22 protein-coding genes are annotated in these 19,302 nt (G+C 63.6%); 14 read left to right on the forward strand and 8 right to left on the reverse strand.

Features of this window, described 5'->3' with window-relative positions:
* Window positions 1-23: 23 nt before the first annotated feature.
* The 6 genes from IAG25_RS13650 to IAG25_RS13675 are packed head-to-tail and all read left to right on the forward strand — an operon-like array spanning window position 24 to window position 4,493.
* Window positions 24-596 (forward strand): cytochrome b, encoded by a 573-nt coding sequence (locus tag IAG25_RS13650; protein WP_187605326.1) that lies wholly within the window; start codon window positions 24-26, stop codon window positions 594-596.
* Window positions 593-1,513, forward strand: a complete 921-nt coding sequence (gene pqqB, locus IAG25_RS13655; RefSeq protein WP_187605327.1) for a pyrroloquinoline quinone biosynthesis protein PqqB — start codon at window positions 593-595, stop codon at window positions 1,511-1,513. Before IAG25_RS13650 ends, pqqB begins: the two co-directional genes overlap by 4 nt.
* A 29-nt stretch (window positions 1,514-1,542) precedes the next feature.
* On the forward strand, window positions 1,543-2,289 hold the full coding sequence (pqqC, locus tag IAG25_RS13660) for a pyrroloquinoline-quinone synthase PqqC (RefSeq protein WP_187605328.1): 747 nt from the start codon (window positions 1,543-1,545) through the stop codon (window positions 2,287-2,289).
* On the forward strand, window positions 2,286-2,594 hold the full coding sequence (gene pqqD, locus IAG25_RS13665; RefSeq protein WP_238293435.1) for a pyrroloquinoline quinone biosynthesis peptide chaperone PqqD: 309 nt from the start codon (window positions 2,286-2,288) through the stop codon (window positions 2,592-2,594). Before pqqC ends, pqqD begins: the two co-directional genes overlap by 4 nt.
* A 4-nt stretch (window positions 2,595-2,598) precedes the next feature.
* Window positions 2,599-3,795: a pyrroloquinoline quinone biosynthesis protein PqqE gene (pqqE, locus tag IAG25_RS13670; protein ID WP_187605329.1), complete on the forward strand. Its 1,197-nt coding sequence runs from the start codon at window positions 2,599-2,601 to the stop codon at window positions 3,793-3,795.
* A complete protein-coding gene (locus IAG25_RS13675) occupies window positions 3,792-4,493 on the forward strand; it encodes a response regulator (RefSeq protein ID WP_187605330.1) in 702 nt (233 codons plus the stop codon). The genes pqqE and IAG25_RS13675 overlap by 4 nt, the downstream gene beginning before the upstream one ends.
* On the opposite strand, the gene IAG25_RS13680 is transcribed toward IAG25_RS13675, so the two are convergent.
* Window positions 4,421-5,443 (reverse strand): ATP-binding protein, encoded by a 1,023-nt coding sequence (locus tag IAG25_RS13680; RefSeq protein WP_187605331.1) that lies wholly within the window; start codon window positions 5,441-5,443, stop codon window positions 4,421-4,423. The two genes, IAG25_RS13675 and IAG25_RS13680, sit on opposite strands and share 73 nt — an antisense overlap.
* Window positions 5,444-5,618: 175 nt before the next feature.
* On the opposite strand from IAG25_RS13680, the gene IAG25_RS13685 reads away from it, so the two are divergent.
* A complete protein-coding gene (locus IAG25_RS13685) occupies window positions 5,619-7,967 on the forward strand; it encodes a TonB-dependent receptor (RefSeq protein WP_187605332.1) in 2,349 nt (782 codons plus the stop codon).
* A gap of 53 nt (window positions 7,968-8,020) precedes the next feature.
* Here the strand turns inward: IAG25_RS13685 and IAG25_RS13690 are convergent, their stop codons facing one another.
* The 3 genes from IAG25_RS13690 to IAG25_RS13700 all read right to left on the reverse strand — a co-directional run bounded on the left by IAG25_RS13690 (window position 8,021) and on the right by IAG25_RS13700 (window position 12,030).
* Complete coding sequence (locus IAG25_RS13690) at window positions 8,021-9,082, reverse strand: YVTN family beta-propeller repeat protein (protein WP_187605333.1); 1,062 nt, start codon at window positions 9,080-9,082, stop codon at window positions 8,021-8,023.
* 172 nt (window positions 9,083-9,254) lie between these two features.
* Window positions 9,255-9,782: a DUF3280 domain-containing protein gene (locus IAG25_RS13695; protein WP_187605334.1), complete on the reverse strand. Its 528-nt coding sequence runs from the start codon at window positions 9,780-9,782 to the stop codon at window positions 9,255-9,257.
* 52 nt (window positions 9,783-9,834) lie between these two features.
* On the reverse strand, window positions 9,835-12,030 hold the full coding sequence (locus tag IAG25_RS13700; protein ID WP_187605618.1) for a SulP family inorganic anion transporter: 2,196 nt from the start codon (window positions 12,028-12,030) through the stop codon (window positions 9,835-9,837).
* Between the two features lie 244 nt (window positions 12,031-12,274).
* Between IAG25_RS13700 and IAG25_RS13705 the strand changes: the two genes are divergently transcribed.
* The 3 genes from IAG25_RS13705 to IAG25_RS13715 all read left to right on the forward strand — a co-directional run bounded on the left by IAG25_RS13705 (window position 12,275) and on the right by IAG25_RS13715 (window position 13,573).
* Entirely contained in the window at window positions 12,275-12,598 is a 324-nt protein-coding gene (locus IAG25_RS13705; protein ID WP_187605335.1) for a hypothetical protein, read from the forward strand.
* A gap of 11 nt (window positions 12,599-12,609) precedes the next feature.
* Window positions 12,610-12,981: a VOC family protein gene (locus IAG25_RS13710; RefSeq protein WP_255503681.1), complete on the forward strand. Its 372-nt coding sequence runs from the start codon at window positions 12,610-12,612 to the stop codon at window positions 12,979-12,981.
* Window positions 12,982-13,324: 343 nt separating this feature from the next.
* Window positions 13,325-13,573 carry a hypothetical protein gene (locus tag IAG25_RS13715; RefSeq protein WP_187605337.1) on the forward strand — a complete coding sequence of 83 codons (249 nt, stop codon included), beginning with the start codon at window positions 13,325-13,327 and terminating at the stop codon, window positions 13,571-13,573.
* Between the two features lie 17 nt (window positions 13,574-13,590).
* On the opposite strand, the gene IAG25_RS13720 is transcribed toward IAG25_RS13715, so the two are convergent.
* Together IAG25_RS13720 and IAG25_RS13725 are read right to left on the reverse strand one after the other, a co-directional pair.
* Complete coding sequence (locus tag IAG25_RS13720; protein WP_187605338.1) at window positions 13,591-14,178, reverse strand: J domain-containing protein; 588 nt, start codon at window positions 14,176-14,178, stop codon at window positions 13,591-13,593.
* A gap of 88 nt (window positions 14,179-14,266) precedes the next feature.
* Window positions 14,267-14,602, reverse strand: coding sequence for a hypothetical protein (locus tag IAG25_RS13725; protein ID WP_255503683.1), 336 nt, complete (start codon window positions 14,600-14,602; stop codon window positions 14,267-14,269).
* A gap of 73 nt (window positions 14,603-14,675) precedes the next feature.
* Between IAG25_RS13725 and IAG25_RS13730 the strand changes: the two genes are divergently transcribed.
* The 3 genes from IAG25_RS13730 to IAG25_RS13740 all read left to right on the forward strand — a co-directional run bounded on the left by IAG25_RS13730 (window position 14,676) and on the right by IAG25_RS13740 (window position 17,407).
* Window positions 14,676-15,224 carry a phosphonate degradation HD-domain oxygenase gene (locus tag IAG25_RS13730; protein ID WP_187605340.1) on the forward strand — a complete coding sequence of 183 codons (549 nt, stop codon included), beginning with the start codon at window positions 14,676-14,678 and terminating at the stop codon, window positions 15,222-15,224.
* Between the two features lie 92 nt (window positions 15,225-15,316).
* Complete coding sequence (locus tag IAG25_RS13735) at window positions 15,317-16,726, forward strand: DHA2 family efflux MFS transporter permease subunit (protein ID WP_187605341.1); 1,410 nt, start codon at window positions 15,317-15,319, stop codon at window positions 16,724-16,726.
* A gap of 105 nt (window positions 16,727-16,831) precedes the next feature.
* Window positions 16,832-17,407, forward strand: a complete 576-nt coding sequence (locus tag IAG25_RS13740; RefSeq protein ID WP_187605342.1) for a transglycosylase SLT domain-containing protein — start codon at window positions 16,832-16,834, stop codon at window positions 17,405-17,407.
* A 102-nt stretch (window positions 17,408-17,509) separates the two neighbouring features.
* Here IAG25_RS13740 and IAG25_RS13745 read toward each other — a convergent pair whose 3' ends face one another.
* Both IAG25_RS13745 and IAG25_RS13750 read right to left on the reverse strand, forming a co-directional pair.
* On the reverse strand, window positions 17,510-17,875 hold the full coding sequence (locus tag IAG25_RS13745; RefSeq protein ID WP_187605343.1) for a hypothetical protein: 366 nt from the start codon (window positions 17,873-17,875) through the stop codon (window positions 17,510-17,512).
* 95 nt (window positions 17,876-17,970) lie between these two features.
* Complete coding sequence (locus tag IAG25_RS13750) at window positions 17,971-18,276, reverse strand: hypothetical protein (RefSeq protein ID WP_035506984.1); 306 nt, start codon at window positions 18,274-18,276, stop codon at window positions 17,971-17,973.
* 408 nt (window positions 18,277-18,684) lie between these two features.
* On the opposite strand from IAG25_RS13750, the gene IAG25_RS13755 reads away from it, so the two are divergent.
* Entirely contained in the window at window positions 18,685-19,158 is a 474-nt protein-coding gene (locus IAG25_RS13755; RefSeq protein WP_035506862.1) for a hypothetical protein, read from the forward strand.
* Window positions 19,159-19,302 lie beyond the last annotated feature (144 nt).

Here is a 19,302-nt window from a genome sequence, read left to right on the forward strand (position 1 = left end):
TGGCCATTCATAGGAGAGATGCGATGAGCACCGCGCGGACATCCGCGACCTCGCGCGACGGCGGCATCGGTGCCGCGAGCGAGCGTTACGCACGCCCGATGATCGCGTTGCACTGGCTCATCGCGATCGCGATCATCGCGATGCTGTGTATCGGCTTCTATATGGTCGGCCTGCCGCGCGGGCTGCCGTTCAAATCGGACCTCATCAACTTCCACAAGTCGCTTGGAATCACGGTTTTCCTGCTGGTGCTGATCCGCATCCTGGTACGCCTGGCCTATGGCCGGCCGCCTCTGCCGCCGATGCGAACGTGGCAACGCGCCGCCGCGAGCATTACGCAGGCTCTTTTATATGCAGGCATGGTGGCGATGCCGCTCACCGGTTATCTCGGCTCGTCGTTCAACAAATTCGGCACCAAGCTCTGGGGCATCCCACTGCCGCAATGGGGTTGGGACGACAAGCAGTTGCGGCAGATCTTTTTCGGCATCCACGAATATCTCGCGTGGATCATGGCCGCGCTGGTCATCCTGCATTTTCTCGGCGCGATGAAGCATCAACTGATCGACCGCGACGGTCTCTTGCGGAGGATGCTCCCTTGAAAATACGCGTGCTCGGTTCATCGGCGGGCGGCGGCTTTCCGCAATGGAACTGCAACTGCCGCAATTGCGACGGCGTGCGGCGCGGCACCATTGCGGCGCACGCGCGCACGCAGTCTTCCATTGCCGTTACCGATAACGGCGAGGACTGGCTGCTCGTCAACGCTTCGCCCGACATTCTGGCGCAGATCGCGGCGAATCCCGAACTGCAACCCGCGCGCCGCGTGCGCGACACGGGCATCGCCGCCGTCGTCACGATGGATGCGCAGATCGATCACGTCACGGGCCTCCTGATGCTGCGCGAGCGCGGCACGCCCTTGCCGCTCTACACGACCGACGCCGTGTGGCAGGACCTCTCGACGGGCTTCCCGCTCACGTCGATTCTTTCGCATTACTGCGGTGTGGAGCACAGGCGCATTGCGCTCGATGGCGCATCGTTCTCCGTGCCCGAACTGCCGCGCGTGACCATCGACGCACTGCCTTTGTCGAGCAAGGCGCCGCCTTATTCGCCGCATCGCGATGCACCGGAAACGGGCGACAACGTCGGCCTGATGTTCACGAATACCGCGACCGGCAAGCGCGCGTTCTATGCTCCCGGTCTCGGCGCACTGGAACCGCGCGTGCTCGACGCGATGCGCGAAGCGGACCTGCTGCTCGTCGACGGCACGGTGTGGACCGACGACGAAATGATCGCGCTGAAGCTCACGAAGAAGACCGGCAAGGACATGGGCCATCTTGCGCAGAGCGGCGCGGGCGGCATGATCGAAGTGCTGGATTCGATCGATCGCGCGGACGTCCGCAAGGTGCTGATCCATATCAACAACACGAATCCGATCCTCATCGAGGATGGACCCGAAAGACGCATCCTGTCGGAGCACGGCATCGAAGTCGCGCACGACGGCATGACCTTCGAGCTATGACATTCGCACCGGATACTGGAGACCGCCCGATGTTCGACCCGATGCTCAACCCGACCACAGGCCCGATCTTCTCGAAAGTGAAGGACGATGGACCCGCGTGGACGCGCGAGGAATTCGAAGCGCAGTTGCGCGCGAAGGGCACGGCGTATCACATCCATCATCCGTTCAATGTGGCGATGAACAGCGGCGGATGCTCGAAGGAACAGATACGCGGCTGGGTCGCGAACCGCTTCTACTATCAGATCAACATTCCGCTCAAGGATGCGGCGGTAATGTCGAATTGTCCCGATCGCGAAACGCGCCGCCGCTGGGTGCTCCGCATTCTCGATCACGACGGCTACGGCGATCAGCCGGGCGGCATCGAGGCATGGGCGCGCCTCGGCGATGCAGTGGGTCTTTCCCGCGACGATCTGTGGTCGCTGAAGCTCGTGACGCCGGGCGTGCGCTTCGCCGTCGATGCCTACGTGAACTTCGCGCGGCGCGCGCCGTGGCAGGAATCGGTGTGCTCGTCGCTTACCGAAATGTTCGCGCCGCAGATCCACAAGGATCGGCTCGCGACGTGGCCCGAGCATTACACATGGATCGAGCCGGAAGGGCTTTCGTATTTCCGCTCGCGCGTGTCGCTCGCCCAGCGCGATGTCGAGCACGGTCTCGAAGTGACGCTCGCGCATTTCACGACGCGCGAGGCGCAGCAACGCGCGCTCGATATCCTGCAATTCAAGCTCGATATTCTCTGGACCATGCTCGATTCGATCGAAAAGGCGTTCCCGCAATGAGCGACACGAATCCGACTCAACGCAAGCAAGAGGCCGTTGAAGCGCCCGACGATTCCTTGCATCCGAAACTGAAGCGCCTGTTCCGGCTGCAATGGGAGCCGGCGCAGGATGCGCACGTGCTGCTTTATCCCGAAGGCATGGTGAAGCTCAATCAAAGCGCGGCGCAGATTCTCCTGCGTTGCGACGGCACGCGCGACATTCCCGCGCTCGTCGCGGATCTGGAGCAGGCGTTCAATGCGAACGGCCTCGGCGACGACGTGCGCGCGTTCATCGCCGGTGCGCGTGCGCGCGGCTGGCTGGAGTAGCGTCATGACCGACTTGTCCGAACCGATCGCGAAGCCCGAGCACGAAGGCGTGCCGATAGCGCCGCCGCTGTGGCTGCTCGCGGAGCTGACGTATCGCTGTCCGCTGCATTGCGTGTTCTGCTACAACCCGGTGAACTACGCGGACCACACGCGCGAGCTCGATACCGGTCAATGGATCGACGTATTGCGTCAGGCGCGTGCGTTAGGCGCAGCGCAACTCGGATTTTCGGGCGGCGAGCCGCTCCTGCGCGACGATCTCGAAACGCTCGTCGGGGAAGCGCGCAAGCTCGGTTTCTATACGAACCTCATCACGTCGGGCATCGGTCTGACGGAGAAGCGCATCAGCGCATTGCAGGATGCCGGGCTCGATCACATCCAGCTTTCGTTTCAGGATTCGTCGCAGGAACTCAACGACTTTCTGTCCAGCACGAAGACCTTCGACTACAAGAAGCGCGTCGCGAGCCTCATCAAGGCGTACGGCTTTCCGATGGTGCTGAACTGCGTGCTGCATCGCTATAACCTGCCGCATATCGGACGCATCATCGATATGGCGCTCGCGATGGGCGCCGAATATCTCGAGCTCGCGAACACGCAGTACTACGGCTGGGCGCATGCGAACCGCGCGCAGCTCATGCCGACGAAAGCGCAACTCGACGAAGCCGAGGCGGTGGTCGAGCGCTATCGCAATGAGATCGGCGACAAGTGCAAGATCTTTTTCGTCGTGCCCGATTACTACGAGCGCCGGCCCAAGCGCTGCATGAACGGCTGGGGCTCGGTGTTTCTCGGCATCGCACCGGATGGCGCCGCGCTGCCCTGCCACACCGCGCGCTCGCTGCCGGGCCTCACGTTTCCGAACGTCACCGAGATGCCGCTCAAGGACATCTGGTACGAGAGCGATGCCTTCAATCGCTTTCGCGGTTTCGGCTGGATGAAGGAGCCGTGCCGCAGTTGCGACGAGAAAGCCATCGACATGGGCGGCTGCCGCTGTCAGGCGTATCTGCTGACGCAAGACCCCGCGAATGCGGACCCGGTGTGCGACAAGTCCCCGCATCACGAGCGCGTGATCGAAGTGGTCCGCGCGGCAACGGCAAGGCAGGAACCGCAGGAGCAACCCATCATGTTCCGCAACGATGCGAACTCGAAGCGCATCGCGGCCCTTGCTCGCGATAATGGTTCAGAAGAAGGAGAAGACAAGCCATGATTGCCGATATCTCCGTGCTGCTGGTGGACGATCACGCCGTCGTGCGTGAAGGCTACAAGCGTCTGCTCGAACTGAGTCCCGACGTGAGTGTCGCGGGCGAAGCGGCGGATGCCGCCGAGGCGTACCAGAAGTTTTGCGCGTTGCAGCCGGATGTGGTCGTGATGGATCTCGCGCTGCCCGGCGCGAGCGGCATCGAGGCGATGCGGCGCATGCTGGCGCGCGAACCGCATGCGCATGTGCTCATCTTCAGCGTGCACGAGGAAGCGATCTTTGTGCGACGCGCGCTCGATGCCGGCGCGCGCGGCTATGTCACGAAGGCGAGCGCGCCCGATGTGCTCGTGGAAGCGGTGCGTTCCGTCGCGCGTCGCGCGTGCTATCTGAGCCCGGATATTTCGCAGGCGCTGGCATTGCGCGCTACGATTCAGGAAGGGCCGCCCGGACGGCAGTTATCCGCGCGCGAGTTCGAGGTGCTGCGTCTGCTGGTGCAGGGTTATACGCTGCCGAACATCGCGGAGAAGCTGGGTTTGAGTCAGAAGACGGTCGCGAATCATCAATCGGTGATCCGGCAGAAATTCGGCGCGGACAATGGCGTGCAGCTTGCGCAGATCGCGAATCGCCTGGGCCTTCACTTCGCCGATTTCGCGTCGTCGGCTGCTGCTTCGTTCGGCCCCGAAGTCGGCAACGGCAGCCCCGCCTGAGCCGGCACGCGCGCGCAAAAAAGGAAGCCGCCGCCCGGCTCGCTGGCGATATGAAACTCCCCGCCGAGCGCTTCGACGCGCTCGCGCATGCCGATCAGTCCGAGCCCGTCGCGCGGCTTCGCGAGATCGACGCCCGGCCCGTCGTCGGCCATCGTCACGACGATTTCCTGCGGCGCGCGCGCCAGATAAATCTCCACGCGTGAGCGCCGCGCGAACTTCGACACGTTCGTAAGCCCTTCCTGCACGAGCCGATAGAGCGTGATGTTGAGCGCATCGCTCAGATTGTCGAAGTCGCCTTCGACGGCGAGCGTGAACGTCGCATCGGGCAAACGCTCGCGCCAGCCGTCGACGCAATGTTCGAGCGCGGTCGGCAAGCCGAATTCATCGAGCCCGATGGGACGCAGCCTGCGGATCATCCCGCCGATCTCGCGATACACATGCGCCGCGCTTTGCATCAGCGACAGCGACAGCCGATGAACCTCCGCCTCGCGTCCCGCCGACAGATCGCGGATGCGCCCGGCATCGAGCGACATCGCGTTGAGATATTGGCCGAGCTCGTCGTGCAGTTCGCGCGCGAGATGGCGGCGCTCGGTTTCCTGCGCGGCGAGCGCCTGGCTCGCGAGCCGCCGGTTTTCCGCGAGCAGATGCTCGGCCTCTTCCTCCAGCACGCGCCGCCGGCGCACTTCCGACTGCGCCTCGCGATAGCGCCGCCATGCGAACCACGCGAAGCCGATCGCGAGCACGACGAGCGTCGGCGGCAGTTCGTCGAGCTGGAAGCGCTCGGCGCTGCGCGTCAGGCGAAACGCGTACTCGCTGAAATCGAAGCGTGCGAAGAGCGCGCCGGCGACGAGCGTGACCGCAAGCACGCAGGCCAGATCGCGCCATGCCGGCGAGCGCGGCGCGCGACGGTCTGCGTCTTTCGCGAGAGAGGGCAGGGATTCGGATGGCATCACGGAATGCATTCTACGCACGGGGTCATCGTGCTGCGGAGTAGCCGGAACGCGATTGGGAGCGCTTCCCTGCAAGATCGGGAAAAGCTCCCGGTCCACGCGTTCATTCTTATGCGACGCTTTCATTGAAAGAAACATACTCGAAGCGTGGATCGAAATATAAGAGGAGACGACGATGAGAAGCATGCCGCGCCTGCCCGCGCCCGCGCATCCGTTCAAACCCCGAGCAGGGATGCGGCTCGTTTTCGGCGGCGCGTTCGCGAGCATCACGGTGGCCGCGTGGGCGCAAACGCCGCCTTCGACCGATGCGGCGGAAACACCGCCGGCAGCTTCGGCAACGCAGGCGCAAACGCCGCCTAACACGGAGCTGCCATCGATCATCGTCGTCGGGACCACGCCGCTCGTCGGCGTCGGCACGCCGCTCGAAAAAGTGCCGGCGAACGTGCAGACCATCAAGGGCTCGGAGATCGAGGCGCAGCATTCGCCCACGATCGGCAATTACCTGGAGAAGAACGTCGTCAGCGTCCATACGAACGACGCTCAGGGCAATCCGTGGCAGACCGACATCAACTATCGCGGCTTCACCGCCTCGCCGCTGCTCGGCACGCCGCAGGGTTTGTCGGTGTTCATGGACGGCGTGCGCATCAACGAGCCCTTCGGCGATGTCGTCAACTGGGATCTGATTCCGCAGGCCGCGATCCAGACGATGCAGATCATCCCCGGCTCGAATCCGACTTTCGGCCTGAACACGCTCGGCGGGGCGGTCGCCGTGACGACCAAGAACGGCCGCAGCAATCCGGGCGGCAACGTGGACGTAGGCTTCGGCTCGTTTGGGCGCAAGTACGCGCAAATCGAGCAAGGTGGCGTGATCGGCGATCATCTGGATTACTACTTCACCGCGAACATCACGAACGACAACGGCTGGGCCGATCACAATTCGAGCCGCATCCGCCAGGCGTTCGGCAAGATCCGCTACACCGATGCCGATACGACCATCTCCGTGTCGATGGGCGGCGCGGACAACACGCTGAACGGCTCGCAGACGATCCCGCGCTCGTTCATGGACAATTTCCGTCAGGCCTATACGTTCCCCGACACGAACGAAAACCAGGTCGGCTATCTGACGATCAACGCGGAGCATTACTTCACGCCGAACGTGCAGTTGAGCGGCAACGTGTACTACCGGCACTATCGCAACAAGAACGTGAGTTCGAACGTCAACGACGATTTCGATCCGGACGGCGACGATGCCGACGAACTCACGCAAGCCTTCAACGATCAGTCGGTGATCGTGACGGACAGCTACGGCGCGAGCCTGCAACTCACGCTGCTCAACAATCTGCTAGGCCATGACAATCAATTGATCATCGGCGCGGCGGGCGACTTCGCGAATTCGCACTTCAGCCAGGCCGAGCAGCCGGCCACGTTCGAAGAGAACCGCGCGACCATCGGCACCGGCCCCTTCGTGCCGACCACGGACGCGAAGACGCACAACTCGAATCTGGGCATCTACTTCGAGAACACGTTCTCCTTCAACGAGCAATGGTCGATGACGCTCGCCGGCCGCTACAACTGGGCGAAGGCGACCATCGGCGATGAAAGCGGCGTGCAGCCGCTGCTCGACGGGAATCACACGTTCTCGCGCTTCAATCCGGCTGTCGGGTTCAACTGGAATCCGACGCCGTACTTCACCGCCTATGCGACGTACAACGAAGGCATGCGCTCGCCGACCGCCATCGAGCTCGCGTGCGCGGACCCGGCCGCGCCCTGCTCGCTGCCCAACGACTTCATCGCGGACCCGGACCTGAAGCCCGTGATCTCGAAGACGTTCGAAATCGGCGCGCGCGGGCGTATCGGCAGCCATACGCAGTGGAGCGCCGCGGCCTACAGCACGACGCTGACCGACGATATCCAGTTCGTCAGCAGCCAGGGCGCGGCGAGCACGCTCGGGTATTTTCAGAACGTCGGCAAGACGCGTCGGCAAGGCTTCGAACTCGCGGGCCGCACGCAGTGGGGACCGGTCGGCGTCGCGGCGAGCTATAGCTATGTGAACGCGACCTATCGCTCGACGTGGACCGAGAGCAGCGCGAGCAATTCGAGCGCGGACGACAACGGCAACATCACCGTGCATTCGGGCGACCGCATCCCGGGCATTCCGGCGAACACGGTGAAGATGCGGGTGGACTACAACCCGTTCGCGCGCTGGAACATCGGCGCGAATCTCACGTATCGCAGCAACATCTTCGCGCGTGGCGACGAGAACAATCAGGATGTGAATGGCAGCGTCGCGGGTTATTTCCTGATCGACCTCGACACGACCTACAACGTGACCAAGCAACTCCAGGTCTATGCGACGGTGAAGAACCTGTTGAACAAGCGCTACGCGAACTTCGCGATTCTCGGGCAGAACTTCTTCGACGGACCCAATCACACGTTCAATAACGGAGCGACGGTGAACGAGCAGTTCCTCGGCGTGGGCGCGCCGCGCGGCGTGTGGGTGGGAATGCGTTACGCGTGGAAGTGAAAACGAAATGGCCGCACGCGCGGCCATTTCCCCGATGTGAACCACGCATCCGCTCAACGCCCGACGATCGACCCCGCGCTCGGCGGATACGTGACGATGCCCCACGCGAGCGGCAGATCCCCGATCTGCTTGACCTCCTTGTAATCCGAGCCGTCGAGCACGTAGACCGCGTTCGAGCGCCCGCACGCAAGCAGCAGCTTCGAGCCGTCCGGCGTGAAGCTGAAGTGCCAGCAGCGCTGACCGACCGGCACGTCCTGCACGTGCTCGTAGGTCGCGCCGTCGAACACCTGCAAGGTCTTGTCGCGCGATGCCGCAACCAGGAGCCGTTTGCCCGACGGATCGAACGAGACGCCATACGGGCCCGTCTTCGTATCGACGGTCTTCACGGTCTTAAGGCTTTTGCCGTCGAGCACGACGAACTTGTTCGCGTTCTCGAGCGTGACGACATATTGCTTGCCGTCCGGCGACGCCTTGATGCCGCGCGGGCGCGAGCCCTTGTCGAGCTTCACCGTGCGCACCGGCTTGCCGGTGCCGACGCGATACACCGACACCGTGTCGTCGCCCTCGTTGGTCACGAGCATCAGCTTGCCATCGGGCGAGAACTCGACGCCCTCGGTCTCGTGCCCGCTCTTGACCGAATGCGTGACCTTCATCGTCTTCAGATCGACGATGGCGATTTCGGCGGGCGGCGAGTTGGCGTCGTCATCCTTTTCAGGTTCGCCCGGCTTCGGCGGGCCGCCGCTTTCGCCCGGCTCGTAAGTCACATACGCATAGCCGCCGAACACGCGCACGAACTCCGGGTTCTTGCCGATCTTCACGCGCTGCACGACCTTGCCCGTCGATGTATCGATCTCGGACAGGTCGCTCGTCGCCTTGTTCGCCACGTACAGACGCGTGCCATCCTTGTTCAGCGAAAGGCCGCGCGGGCCGTCCTTGCCGACATCCCAGGTTTTCGAGAGCGAGAGGCTGTCGAGATCGATCACGCCGACTCCGGCGTTCTCGGTCGTCACGTAGGCGGTCGGCGCGGCGGCCTGCGCGAGGCTCGCGGCGAGTGCGAGCGATGGCGCGAGCACCGACGCGCAGGCGATGCGCGCCGCCTTGAATCTGACTTGCATGGTCGTCTCCAGCGGTTTCGTTAGGCTTGTTCGAGTTCACGGGCGCACGCGCGCGGCGCATCGCACGGCGCGCATGCCTGCAAATCCAACTTAGCTTAATCGGCGCTGCCGTGGCAACGGCATCGGCCGGGAGAAATTCCCGAATTCGGCGGGGGAAGCCGCATTGCGGGATTCAGCGCGTCGCGGACGGATCGCTCGCAAGGAGATCGACGAGCGCTTTCGCCCCGCGCTTCCAGGAGAGATCGGTGTTGCCGCGTATGTCGACGGAGCGCTGAAAGAGCATCGCGCCGCTGTCCGCGTCTTCGACCCGAAGGTTCATGTTGAGAATGAGGTTGCTGATCTTCTGCACCCAGCACACGCCGACGCGCGACGCGCCCAGTTCTTTCGCCACACGCCGTTCGCAGCCGTTGCACGCGTTCATGTCCTGCGTGCTTTTCAGCGACGCGATCAGATCGCTCGCCCGCGCATTGTCGGCGACGCGAAAGAGCGCGCGTTGGCGCAGATCATCGCGCAACGCGCCGCTCACGACCGCGAGTCGCTCGGTCTGAATGCGATCGATCTCGGCGTCGTTGTAGGCGGCGTTGTCGTCGATGAGCGTGCAATCGAGCATCGCGATCGACTGCGGCGCCTGCTGCGCGAGCGCGCCGCTCATGAAGAAGGCAAGCGTGATCGCGAGCATCGCGCGAAACGTGGGGATCATGATCGTGGCCTCGTCGATGTGCCCTTCAACATACCGGTCGATGAAGCAACGATCAAGAGGCCGCGCGCAATGCTTCATCCGCGACAGCAAGCCGCGAAGCCATCATCTTCACGACGAAGCGATGCCATTCCTGCGCGGTCAGCGGATCGTCGAGTTCGAGCTTGCGCAAGGCGGCGAGCGTGAGACGGCGCAGGCGCGCGGGCTCGTCGGCGAAGACATCCGCGCTGCGCGGCGCGTTCGTGTACACCGCCATTTCGCCGATGATCGTCCCCGGCCCGAACGAGCGCAGCCTCACCGAGCGGCCGTCCGCGAGCGGCAGCGACACCGTCACGCGCCCTTCCTCGACGATATAGAGCGCATCGCCCGCATCGCCGCGCCGAAAGAGCGCCTCGCCCGCGCCGATATCCCACACGTCGAGCAAATCGGCCAGCCCTTGCAGCGCGCGCGCCGTGAAGTGCGGCGCGAGCATCGCCCGAAAATCGCCCGCCGGGACGCGCGGTTCGAGCGCGTGCGTCAGCTTGGCGAGCTGCTGCGCTTCGATCCATTCGAGGCCCGCATCGAGGGTGTCGAACTCGCGGATGCCGAGCGAGAGCGCGCCGGTGCGCTTGAGCAGCGCGCGCGAGTTGTGCGGCAGCGCGGTCAGCACGAGATCCGCGCCGATCGCCGCGCACGCCTGACGCAGCTTCACGAACGCGAGCGACACGGAGGCGTCCATGCCGTTGGTCCAGCCGAAATCGAGCACGACATGCCTTACCGGACGCGGCCCATGCGAGCGAATGCGTTCGCGCACGCGTTGCAGCATCGAGTTCGCCGAGCCGAAGAAGAGAAAACCCTGCAGACAGACGCCGCAGATTTCATCGCCGCGATCGATCAGAAAGCGCGTTTCCTCGATACTGCGCTCGACATTCGAGGTGCGCGTGCGGCCGTCGAACTCCATGCGCACGCAGCCGGCGCGTCCGTAGAGCAGCGCGAACGTCACGCACGCCGCGACCACGCCCGCGACGACGCCCGCGATCACGCCATAGAACGCGATCACCGCGAGAATCAGCGGCACGAGCAGATATTCGTGCCACGTGAGCTTGCGATACGCGCCGACGAGCCAGTCCATCATGAGCCGCAGGCCCATGTAGATCTGCATGCCGACGAGCACCGGCACGGGAAAGAGCGAGACGAGATCGGGCGACGCGATCAGCACGAAGAGGCACGCGAGCGCGGCGAACACGCCCGCCGCGCGGCTCGTCGCGCCGGCGCGCGCATTGAGCATCGAGCGGTTGTACGACTGATAGCCGACCATCCCGCCGAGCAGACCGCTCGCGATATTCGCGAGGCCCGCGGCGCGCATCTCGCGGTTCAGGTCGATGTCCTGCCCGGTGGCCGCGCCCATCGCGGTCGAGTTCATGATGATCGTGACCGCCGACACCGACGTGACGATGAGCGTCTCGGGCAGATGCGCGACGATCGCATGCCAGTCGATCTCGCCGCGCGCAAGCGACGACGGCAAATGCAGCTCGGGAATGTGCAGCGCGTGCGTCGGCACATGCTGGAGCAGGAGACCCATGTCGCGCGCCTCGTCGGGCGAGATGCCGGCGATGCTCAGCAGCACATAGAAGAGCGCGATGCCGATGGCGAGCGTGATCGGCAATGCCGCCGCGTGCCGCCAGGTACGGGCGAGGATCGTGGCGAGTGCGCCGACGAAGAGCGCGGGCGCCCACGCGAGCCAGTGCAGTTGCAGGAGCCGCGGCAGCGCGTGCCAGTCGAGCGCGACGCCCGTCAGCACGCGAAACGCGCCCGCGATCAGCAGATAGCCCGTGCCCGCGAGAAAGCCGCCCATCACGGGATAAGGCAGGAATTGCAGCGAGCGGCTGCGTCGGGATGAACCGATCGCGAAGAGAATCAGCCCCGTCACGAGCGAGCACAGCGCGATGGCGACGAGCACCGTCAGCAGAATTTCCGTAGGCGACCCGCCGTTCGCGCGCACGCTGCTCGCGACGCCCGCCGCGACGCCGACCAGAAACGCGGTCGCATTGCTGTCCGGGCCGCCGATGTTTATGCGCATCGAACTCGTCAGCGCGATGACGAACGCGGTGACGATGCAGCTCACGAGCGCGGTCGGGACGCCGAGTTCGGCATAGCGCGCGAGATCGGCGCTGAAGATGAGCGTGCCGAGGCTCATCGCGTAGCACAGCATCATGAGCGTGGACACGGTGCCGGCGGTGACGTCGCCGACGAGCGCGGCTGCGCGCGGCATGGCGCGCGCGAGAACCGTGCGATGTGTCGTAGCTGGCTTCACGGCGCCTCCCGATGCGGGAAAACGGCAGACGTATACGCGCGAACGCATAGCGCGCCGAAAAGTATCCGCTGCGCGCGAAGACGCTGTCAAATCTATGTGAGCACGCTTTTCATCTGACGTGAATGACCTTCGCGGTGGATTCATCGCGCCAACTGGAGTAACGTTGATCGACGCGAGCGAACACTACACCAAGGAGGCGATCATGCCTGACGATCCCGCTCAGTGGCACGTTTTCGACTACGAAGGTTTCGAGATTCACGTGCAGCCGCAATTGAAGCCGACACCCGAACACGCGGCGGCGGGCAAGGCGGATCGTTACGTGTACATCGGACATGTGTGTCGGCCCGGCGCGAATGCGGACATACCCGGCGAAGCGGTGCATTTCCACGCCGACGGCGAAGACGCCTACAAGAGCGCACAGGATGCCGTCGACGATGCGCGGCATATCGGCAAGAGCATCGTCGATGGCACGCATCCCGATCTTTCGGTGTTGCCGCTCGTGTCGCATCAGCATCATCCGGGATGACGAACGAAAGCATGGCATCGCCGGACGACGACGCGCACGTCGAAAGCCTGAGCGCGATCACGCTCGCGACGCACGACATGCCGCGCGCGGTGCGCTTCTATGAAGCGCTCGGCTTTCGCATCCTGCATGGCGGCGCCAACGACGCCTTCACTTCGTTCGCGCTCGGCGGTTCGTTTCTCAATCTCACCAGCGAAACGCACGGCCCGATTCAGTTCTGGGGCCGCGTGATCATCTACGTGTCCGACGTGGACGCGTTCTACCGGAAAGCGCTGGCGCACGGCATCGAGCCGCAATTCGCGCCGCGCGATGCGCCCTGGAATGAGCGCTACTTCCATCTCACCGATCCCGACGGCCACGAACTGAGCTTCGCGCGTCCGTTCTGATAAACACGCACACGCACAGGCACGACATTCGCTTCAAAGCGAGTGACGGGTAGCGTACGCATCGGCCATTTCATATGACCGATCGCGCACATACCCCGGCATCGCGTTGCACGACGATGAGTTCACGGCGTTACGCGTTTTTCATGAACGGGGCATGGCGGAAGGCGCGTGAAAGTTCGCTGTTGCTATTTCGCAAAAACGGGCACTGCTCTGAATTCAAGGCGTAGAGTTCAAGTGCTTTATGAAGAACGTGATGCGTTGCGGCAGGGTTTTCATGGATTCGGGCTTTAAACATCGGCAGGTTCGGCCGTTAACCCATCTATGAATGCCGCAGGAGACTGAAATGAAAAACGCGAATGAGCGGTCCCTTCGTTACCAGGTCGAAAAATGGCTCGCTCCGGGCAGCATGCCGGTGCATGTGAGACAGTTCAGCCGCACGCGTGCCGACAGGCGTCGTTATGTGTGCGTCGAAGCGTTGCACGGCGCGGCGGCGAGAGCGCTGTTCTTCTTCCGTCACGATGACGGTCACTGGTGCGTCTATCCGCCGGCGCCGAAGCAAAGCAATATGCGCGGTGAAAGGCTCGCGGCCTGATCTCCCGCCGCGCGCGATCAGAAACGAAGGTTGTTGAGGAACTGAAACCACATCGCGCCGAGCGGATTCGCAGCATCGGCGCTGGCAGGCTCCTTCTCTTCCTTCCTGTTCGTTGCAGATTCTTCCTCTCGTTCCTTGATTTCTCCCCTGGCTTGTCGCGATTCATGCAGCGCAATTGCGCTGTCCGCGATCTGGCGCGCCACGGGTTCCTCGCACTGCGCACCGAGCAGCACGCCGAACACGACATCGCGGTTATAGCCTTGCGATGCAAAGCGCATTGCTAGCGATACGCGCTCCGCATAGAGCGCCTCGCGTGCCTCGCGCTCCTTCGCCTCACGTGCCTCGCGCTCAACTTCTTCCTGACGCACGCGTTCTTCCCAGCGACGCATTTCGTCGGCATAGATGCGGTCGTACACCTCGCGCTGCGCGGGGTCGGACAGAATTCCGTAGGCTTCCTTGATCTCCAGGAATTTCGCGCGGGCAGTGTCTTCGTTGCCCACGTTACGGTCGGGGTGGCAACGCATCGCGGCCTTGCGATACGCGCGCTTGATTTCTTCTTCGGTGGCGTGCTCGTCCACGCCGAGCGTCTGATATAGCGTTGCCATCTTGCCTTCTGAGGACACGGATCGCCGATCATCGTAACACGCTAAAAACGGGGTCCTTTCGTCAGATGCGGCATTGCAACACGAGCGGCTAGCGGACTCTGATCCTGCCGCCGAGCACGTCGTACATCGCGCGTGCAGGCTTCAAATAGCGGGAGATGTGAAACCGGATATTGACCACCGCCAGCACGAAGATCGCGAGCGTGATCAGCAGATAATCGCGCCGCTCGGGCACGACGTGATAGCGCGTATGCAGCAGCACGAAGACGATCCACACGAACGCCGGCGCATGCAGCGTCCAGTGGCGCTGAGCGAATTGCCACGCGAGGCGGCGCACGTCGCGGCGTGCGGCGCGATCGAGTCCGGCGAGTTCGGGGCGTCGGCTGAAGTAGAAAGGCATGGTCGAATCGATTCTGCGCGTGGCCATCGTCGCGTCATAAATTCCTGCGACGATTTCGTGTTGTCCCGCTTCAGCATACCCGCTCGACCCTTTCCTTACGATGGCGCTTACACTCGACGACATCCGGCATCTCTTCGACAAGCACGGCTCGATCGCCTATAGCGGCGAGCCGGTCACGCAGTTGCAGCACGCGTTGCAGAGCGCCGCGCTGGCCGAAGCGGCGGGCGCGAGCCCCGAGCTGATCGTCGCGGCATTGCTGCACGACCTCGGGCACCTGCTGAATCTGCAGGGCGAGACGCCGAGCGAGCGCGGCATCGACGATCTGCACCAGTACTACGCGCTGCCCTTCCTGCGCCCGCTCTTTTCCGACGCCGTGCTCGAACCGATTCGCCTGCACGTCGATGCGAAGCGCTGCCTGTGCGCGATCGATGCGTCGTATCACGCGCGGCTGTCGGCGGATTCGGTGCGCAGCCTGCAACTGCAAGGCGGCGTGTTCGACGATGAAACCGCGCAAGCGTTTCTGGCAAAGCCCTACGCGCACGACGCCATCGCGTTGCGCCGCTGGGACGACGAAGCGAAGGACGCGCATCGCGTGACGCCCGGGCTGCCGCATTTCATGGATATGGCCGCGAGCATCGCGCTCGGTTAGCCGCCGAGCCAGCGGGCACGCCCGTTTGCGGATCGCGCTAGACTGTGCGCCATGCAAACCTTCCCATTTGGCGCGCGAGCGAGCGACGCATCGTGAAAGGCGGCAACTTTCGCATCACCGCCGCCGTCGTCGCAAGCGCGCTTTTCATGCAGAACATGGACGGCACGATCGTCGCGACCGCCATCCCGACGATGGCCCGCGATCTCCAGGTCGACCCCGTCCATCTCTCCAGCGCGATCACCGCGTATCTCGTCGCGCTGACCGTGTTCATTCCCGCGAGCGGCTGGATCGCCGACCGCTTCGGCGCGCGCCGCGTGTTCATGTGGGCGATTGCAACTTTCACGCTGGCGTCCGTCGCGTGCGCCGCCGCGATGAATCTGCCGCAACTGCTGGCCGCGCGCGTCGTCCAGGGTCTCGGCGGCGCGATGATGGTGCCCGTCGGCCGCCTGATCCTGTTTCGCGGCGTCAAGCGCGAAGAACTCCTGCTGGCGACGACGTGGCTCACGATGCCCGCGCTCGTCGGTCCCTTGCTCGGGCCGCCGCTCGGCGGCTTTCTCACCGACGCGCTCTCGTGGCGCAGCATCTTCTGGGTCAACGTACCGGTTGGCATCGTCGGACTGTGGCTTACCTGGAAGCTGCTGCCGCCGTCGCCGCCCGAGGATCGGACGTCGCCCGATCTGCGCGGCATGCTGCTGTCGGGCGCATCGCTCAGTCTGTTCATGATCGGCATCGAGAGCGCGGGGCGCGGCGTGCTGCCCGTCGGCGTGCCGTGGATCTGCGTCGCGGTCGGGCTGCTCCTGTTTCGCGTGACGGTGCTGCATTGCCGCCGCATGCCGAATCCCGCCATCGACTTCTCGCTACTGTCGATTCCGACCTTCCATGCGGCGACGGTCGCGGGCAGCCTGTTTCGCGCCGGTGCGGGCGCGTTGCCCTTTCTCGTTCCGCTGACGTTGCAGACCGGCTTCGGCTACAGCGCGACCGCGAGCGGTCTCGTCACGTTCGCGAGCGCGCTCGGCTCATTCTGCATGCGTCCGATGACGGCGCTCGCGCTGCGGCGTTTTTCGGTCCGAACCGTTTTGTGCACGGGCAGCGTCGTGTTCGCGGCGGTGCTGCTCGTCTGCTCGACGATGTCGCAAGCCTGGCCCGCCGTCGCGATCTTCCTGCTGCTTCTGCTCGGCGGACTCGGCCGTTCGCTCAGTTTCGCGACGATGGGCGCGCTCGCCTTCGCCGACGTGCCCAAGGCGCGCCTCGCTGCCGCCACCTCGTTCCAGGGCACCGCGCAGCAGTTGATGAAGGCGATCGGCGTGACGGTCGCGGCCGGCACGATCCAGGCGACGATGCTCGTTTCCGGCAGCGCGCACACGGAGCGCTGGCAACTCGCATGCGGATTCATCGTCACGGCGCTCGTCGTGCTGGCCTCGTTGCCGATGTTCGCGCGGCTCTCGAATGACGCGGGCGAAGGCATTTCGGCGCCCTCGGCGAAGCGCGCGGAACGCACGTAATTCATTCCGATTCGCGGGGTGAAACATCATATTTAATACAAGTGCATGATCCACAAGGATTTTTTATCTGGCTATAATGCGGTTCCGCTTTGATCCGTGAGTCCGATGCGCCGTTTCCTTCCTATCTTTGCCGCCCTGACCGTAGCGCTGAGCGCAGCGCAGCCTGCGCTCGCGCAGGAAAGCCCGGTCGCAGCAAGCGACGCGGCCGCGCAGTCCGTCGCTCAGGCGGACCCGAAGACCGAGCAGGCGAGTCACAAGATTTCGGAAATGCTCACGAGGAAATTCGGCGTGGCGCGGGAGAAGGCGCAGACCATCGCGGCGGCGGTCATGTCGTCGGCGTCGAAATATTCGCTTCCGCCGGCGCTCCTGCTCGCCATCATTTCGATCGAATCGCGCTTCAAGGAAACGGCCAAGGGGCCGAACAATGCGACGGGCCTCATGCAGGTGGTGCCGTCGGCGCACAAGAAACTCGTGCGCAACGTGGACCTGACGGACCCGGAAGACAACATCGAAACCGGCTCGGCAATCCTGCACGGCTATGTGAAGTCAGCGCAAGGCGATGTCGATGCCGCGCTGAAGAACTATGGCGGATCACGCGCCTACGCCGAAAAGGTCAGCTTGCGCGTCAAAACGTTCGAACCCGCTGCATCCGCGGATGCAGCATCGGCGAGCGGACAGTAAATCTCGTCAAGCTACGCGCGCCTCCGCCAGGCGGATGCCGGTTCCGCGTCTCGATGACGCCACGGCGATCGCACCCGCAAGCGCGCTGACATCGTTTTATATTCAATACGCCTTCTGGTTGCCGGTGCCGTCCGACTTCATGCCGCCGGAATTCATGTTGCCGTTATTCGGCGCGCTGCGCTTCACGGTGCCCTGATCCTGGCTCATGCCGTTGGTCGCATCGTTGCCCATGCCGCTCTTCACGCCGGTGCCGGTCGAACCATCCGCCGAACCGCCGACGCCAGCGCCGCCCATGCCGACGCCACCGCCCTTGCCGCCCGCCGCCGAGCCTGCACCCGCCGAACCATTGCCGCCTGCGCCCGCCGAGCCGCCTGCCGCGCCGCCACCACCGCCCGCTTGCGCATAGACACCGCCGGACAAGCCCAACATCAGCGCGGAAATAACCAACTTCTTCGTAGTCGCATTCATTGCAAGTCTCCCTGATTTGCGTATCGGTCGCTGCGCATTGGATGCAACGACCGTGTTCGCATTAGCGCAAGGGACGTGCCGCGCCCGACACTTGATCAATAACCGCAGGGCACATACGCGCCACGGTAGTTGTCGTAGCAGTAGCCGGGCGGCTGCGCCGGTTGTGCATAGACCGGCTGCGCGTACGCGGGTTGCTGATAGACGGGCTGCGCATACGTGGGCTGCGCACTCGCCACCGACGTCACCAGCGCGCCGAGCACCGCACCGCCGATCAGCGCACCGACAATCGCACCGCCATCCCCGCCGCCGCCACGATGACCGCCGCCGTGTCCGTGCGCCGACGCCTGGCCTGCCACAGTCAAACTACCGATCATCAACAAGACAAGTGCTGCGCGTTTCATGAGCTTCTCCATTTCCCGTTTGGCCGGGTTTATGGAGATCATCTTAAGCAGACAGCTAAGAAATAACTGCAGCAGTTGGTAACCGTGCATTTCAACGATTACAAATAGCGCTTCGGAAAGTCGCCTTGGAAGAATTCGATTCGGATGCCGAACTTCCATAAGAGCCGTTACAAATGGAATTGAATTCGCCAATCGGTAACAGCTTTCGCGACGCGGTCGGTAACGCGCTTCGACATCCAGAAACGATGCAGCCGCTTTTACCGCACGCGGTTTCATTTGCTAGCCACTGGTTACCGTTTGTCACCAGAACGACGTCAACTGGATCCATGGACGCGGCGTTTTCATCGTCAACGCGGCGCACTGCGCGCCACGTGTCCTCAAAGAAAAGATCAAAGGGAGTTTCAAACCATGAAGAAGATCGTCGCTGCTCTCGCATCCGCCATGCTCGTCACCACCGTATTCGCGCAGACCGCCGCAACCGATGCCGGCAAAGCGCAATTGAAGGCCAACAACGAAAAAGCCGAGGCTCAGGCGACCGCCAACAAGAAGAAGGCCGACGCACAGCACGATGCCGCGAAGGCGCAGGCATCGGCGAACGAGGACAAGGCATCGGCGCAAGCCGACGCCAACAAGGAAGCCGCGAAGGTAGCGCAGGCGACCACGCCGGAACAGGCTTCCGACGCCCGCGGTGATGCCACCAAGGCACAGGCGAAAGCCAACAAGAAGAAGCACGCTGCGCAAACCAAGGCCGACAAGAAGAAGCAGGACGCAGCGAAGGATGCCAATGTGGCGCAAGCGAAGGCCGATAAGGAAAAAGTCGAGGCGCAAAGCGACGCTAACAAGACGGCCGCCGATGCGAAGGTGGACGCGGCGAAGAAGTAAGGGAGGCCAGCGTCATCGCATCGCGCACTGGGCATTGCACATAAACAAGCCAGTGCGTTCGATTCAGGCGAGCCTTCGGGCTCGCCTTTTTGCATTTCCTTTGATCCAACTTTTTGCGTGCGACTAAAGGAAATGCTCTACTTG

It is taken from the genome of Caballeronia sp. EK, assembly GCF_014384845.1.
Taxonomy (GTDB): Bacteria; Pseudomonadota; Gammaproteobacteria; order Burkholderiales; family Burkholderiaceae; genus Caballeronia; species Caballeronia jiangsuensis.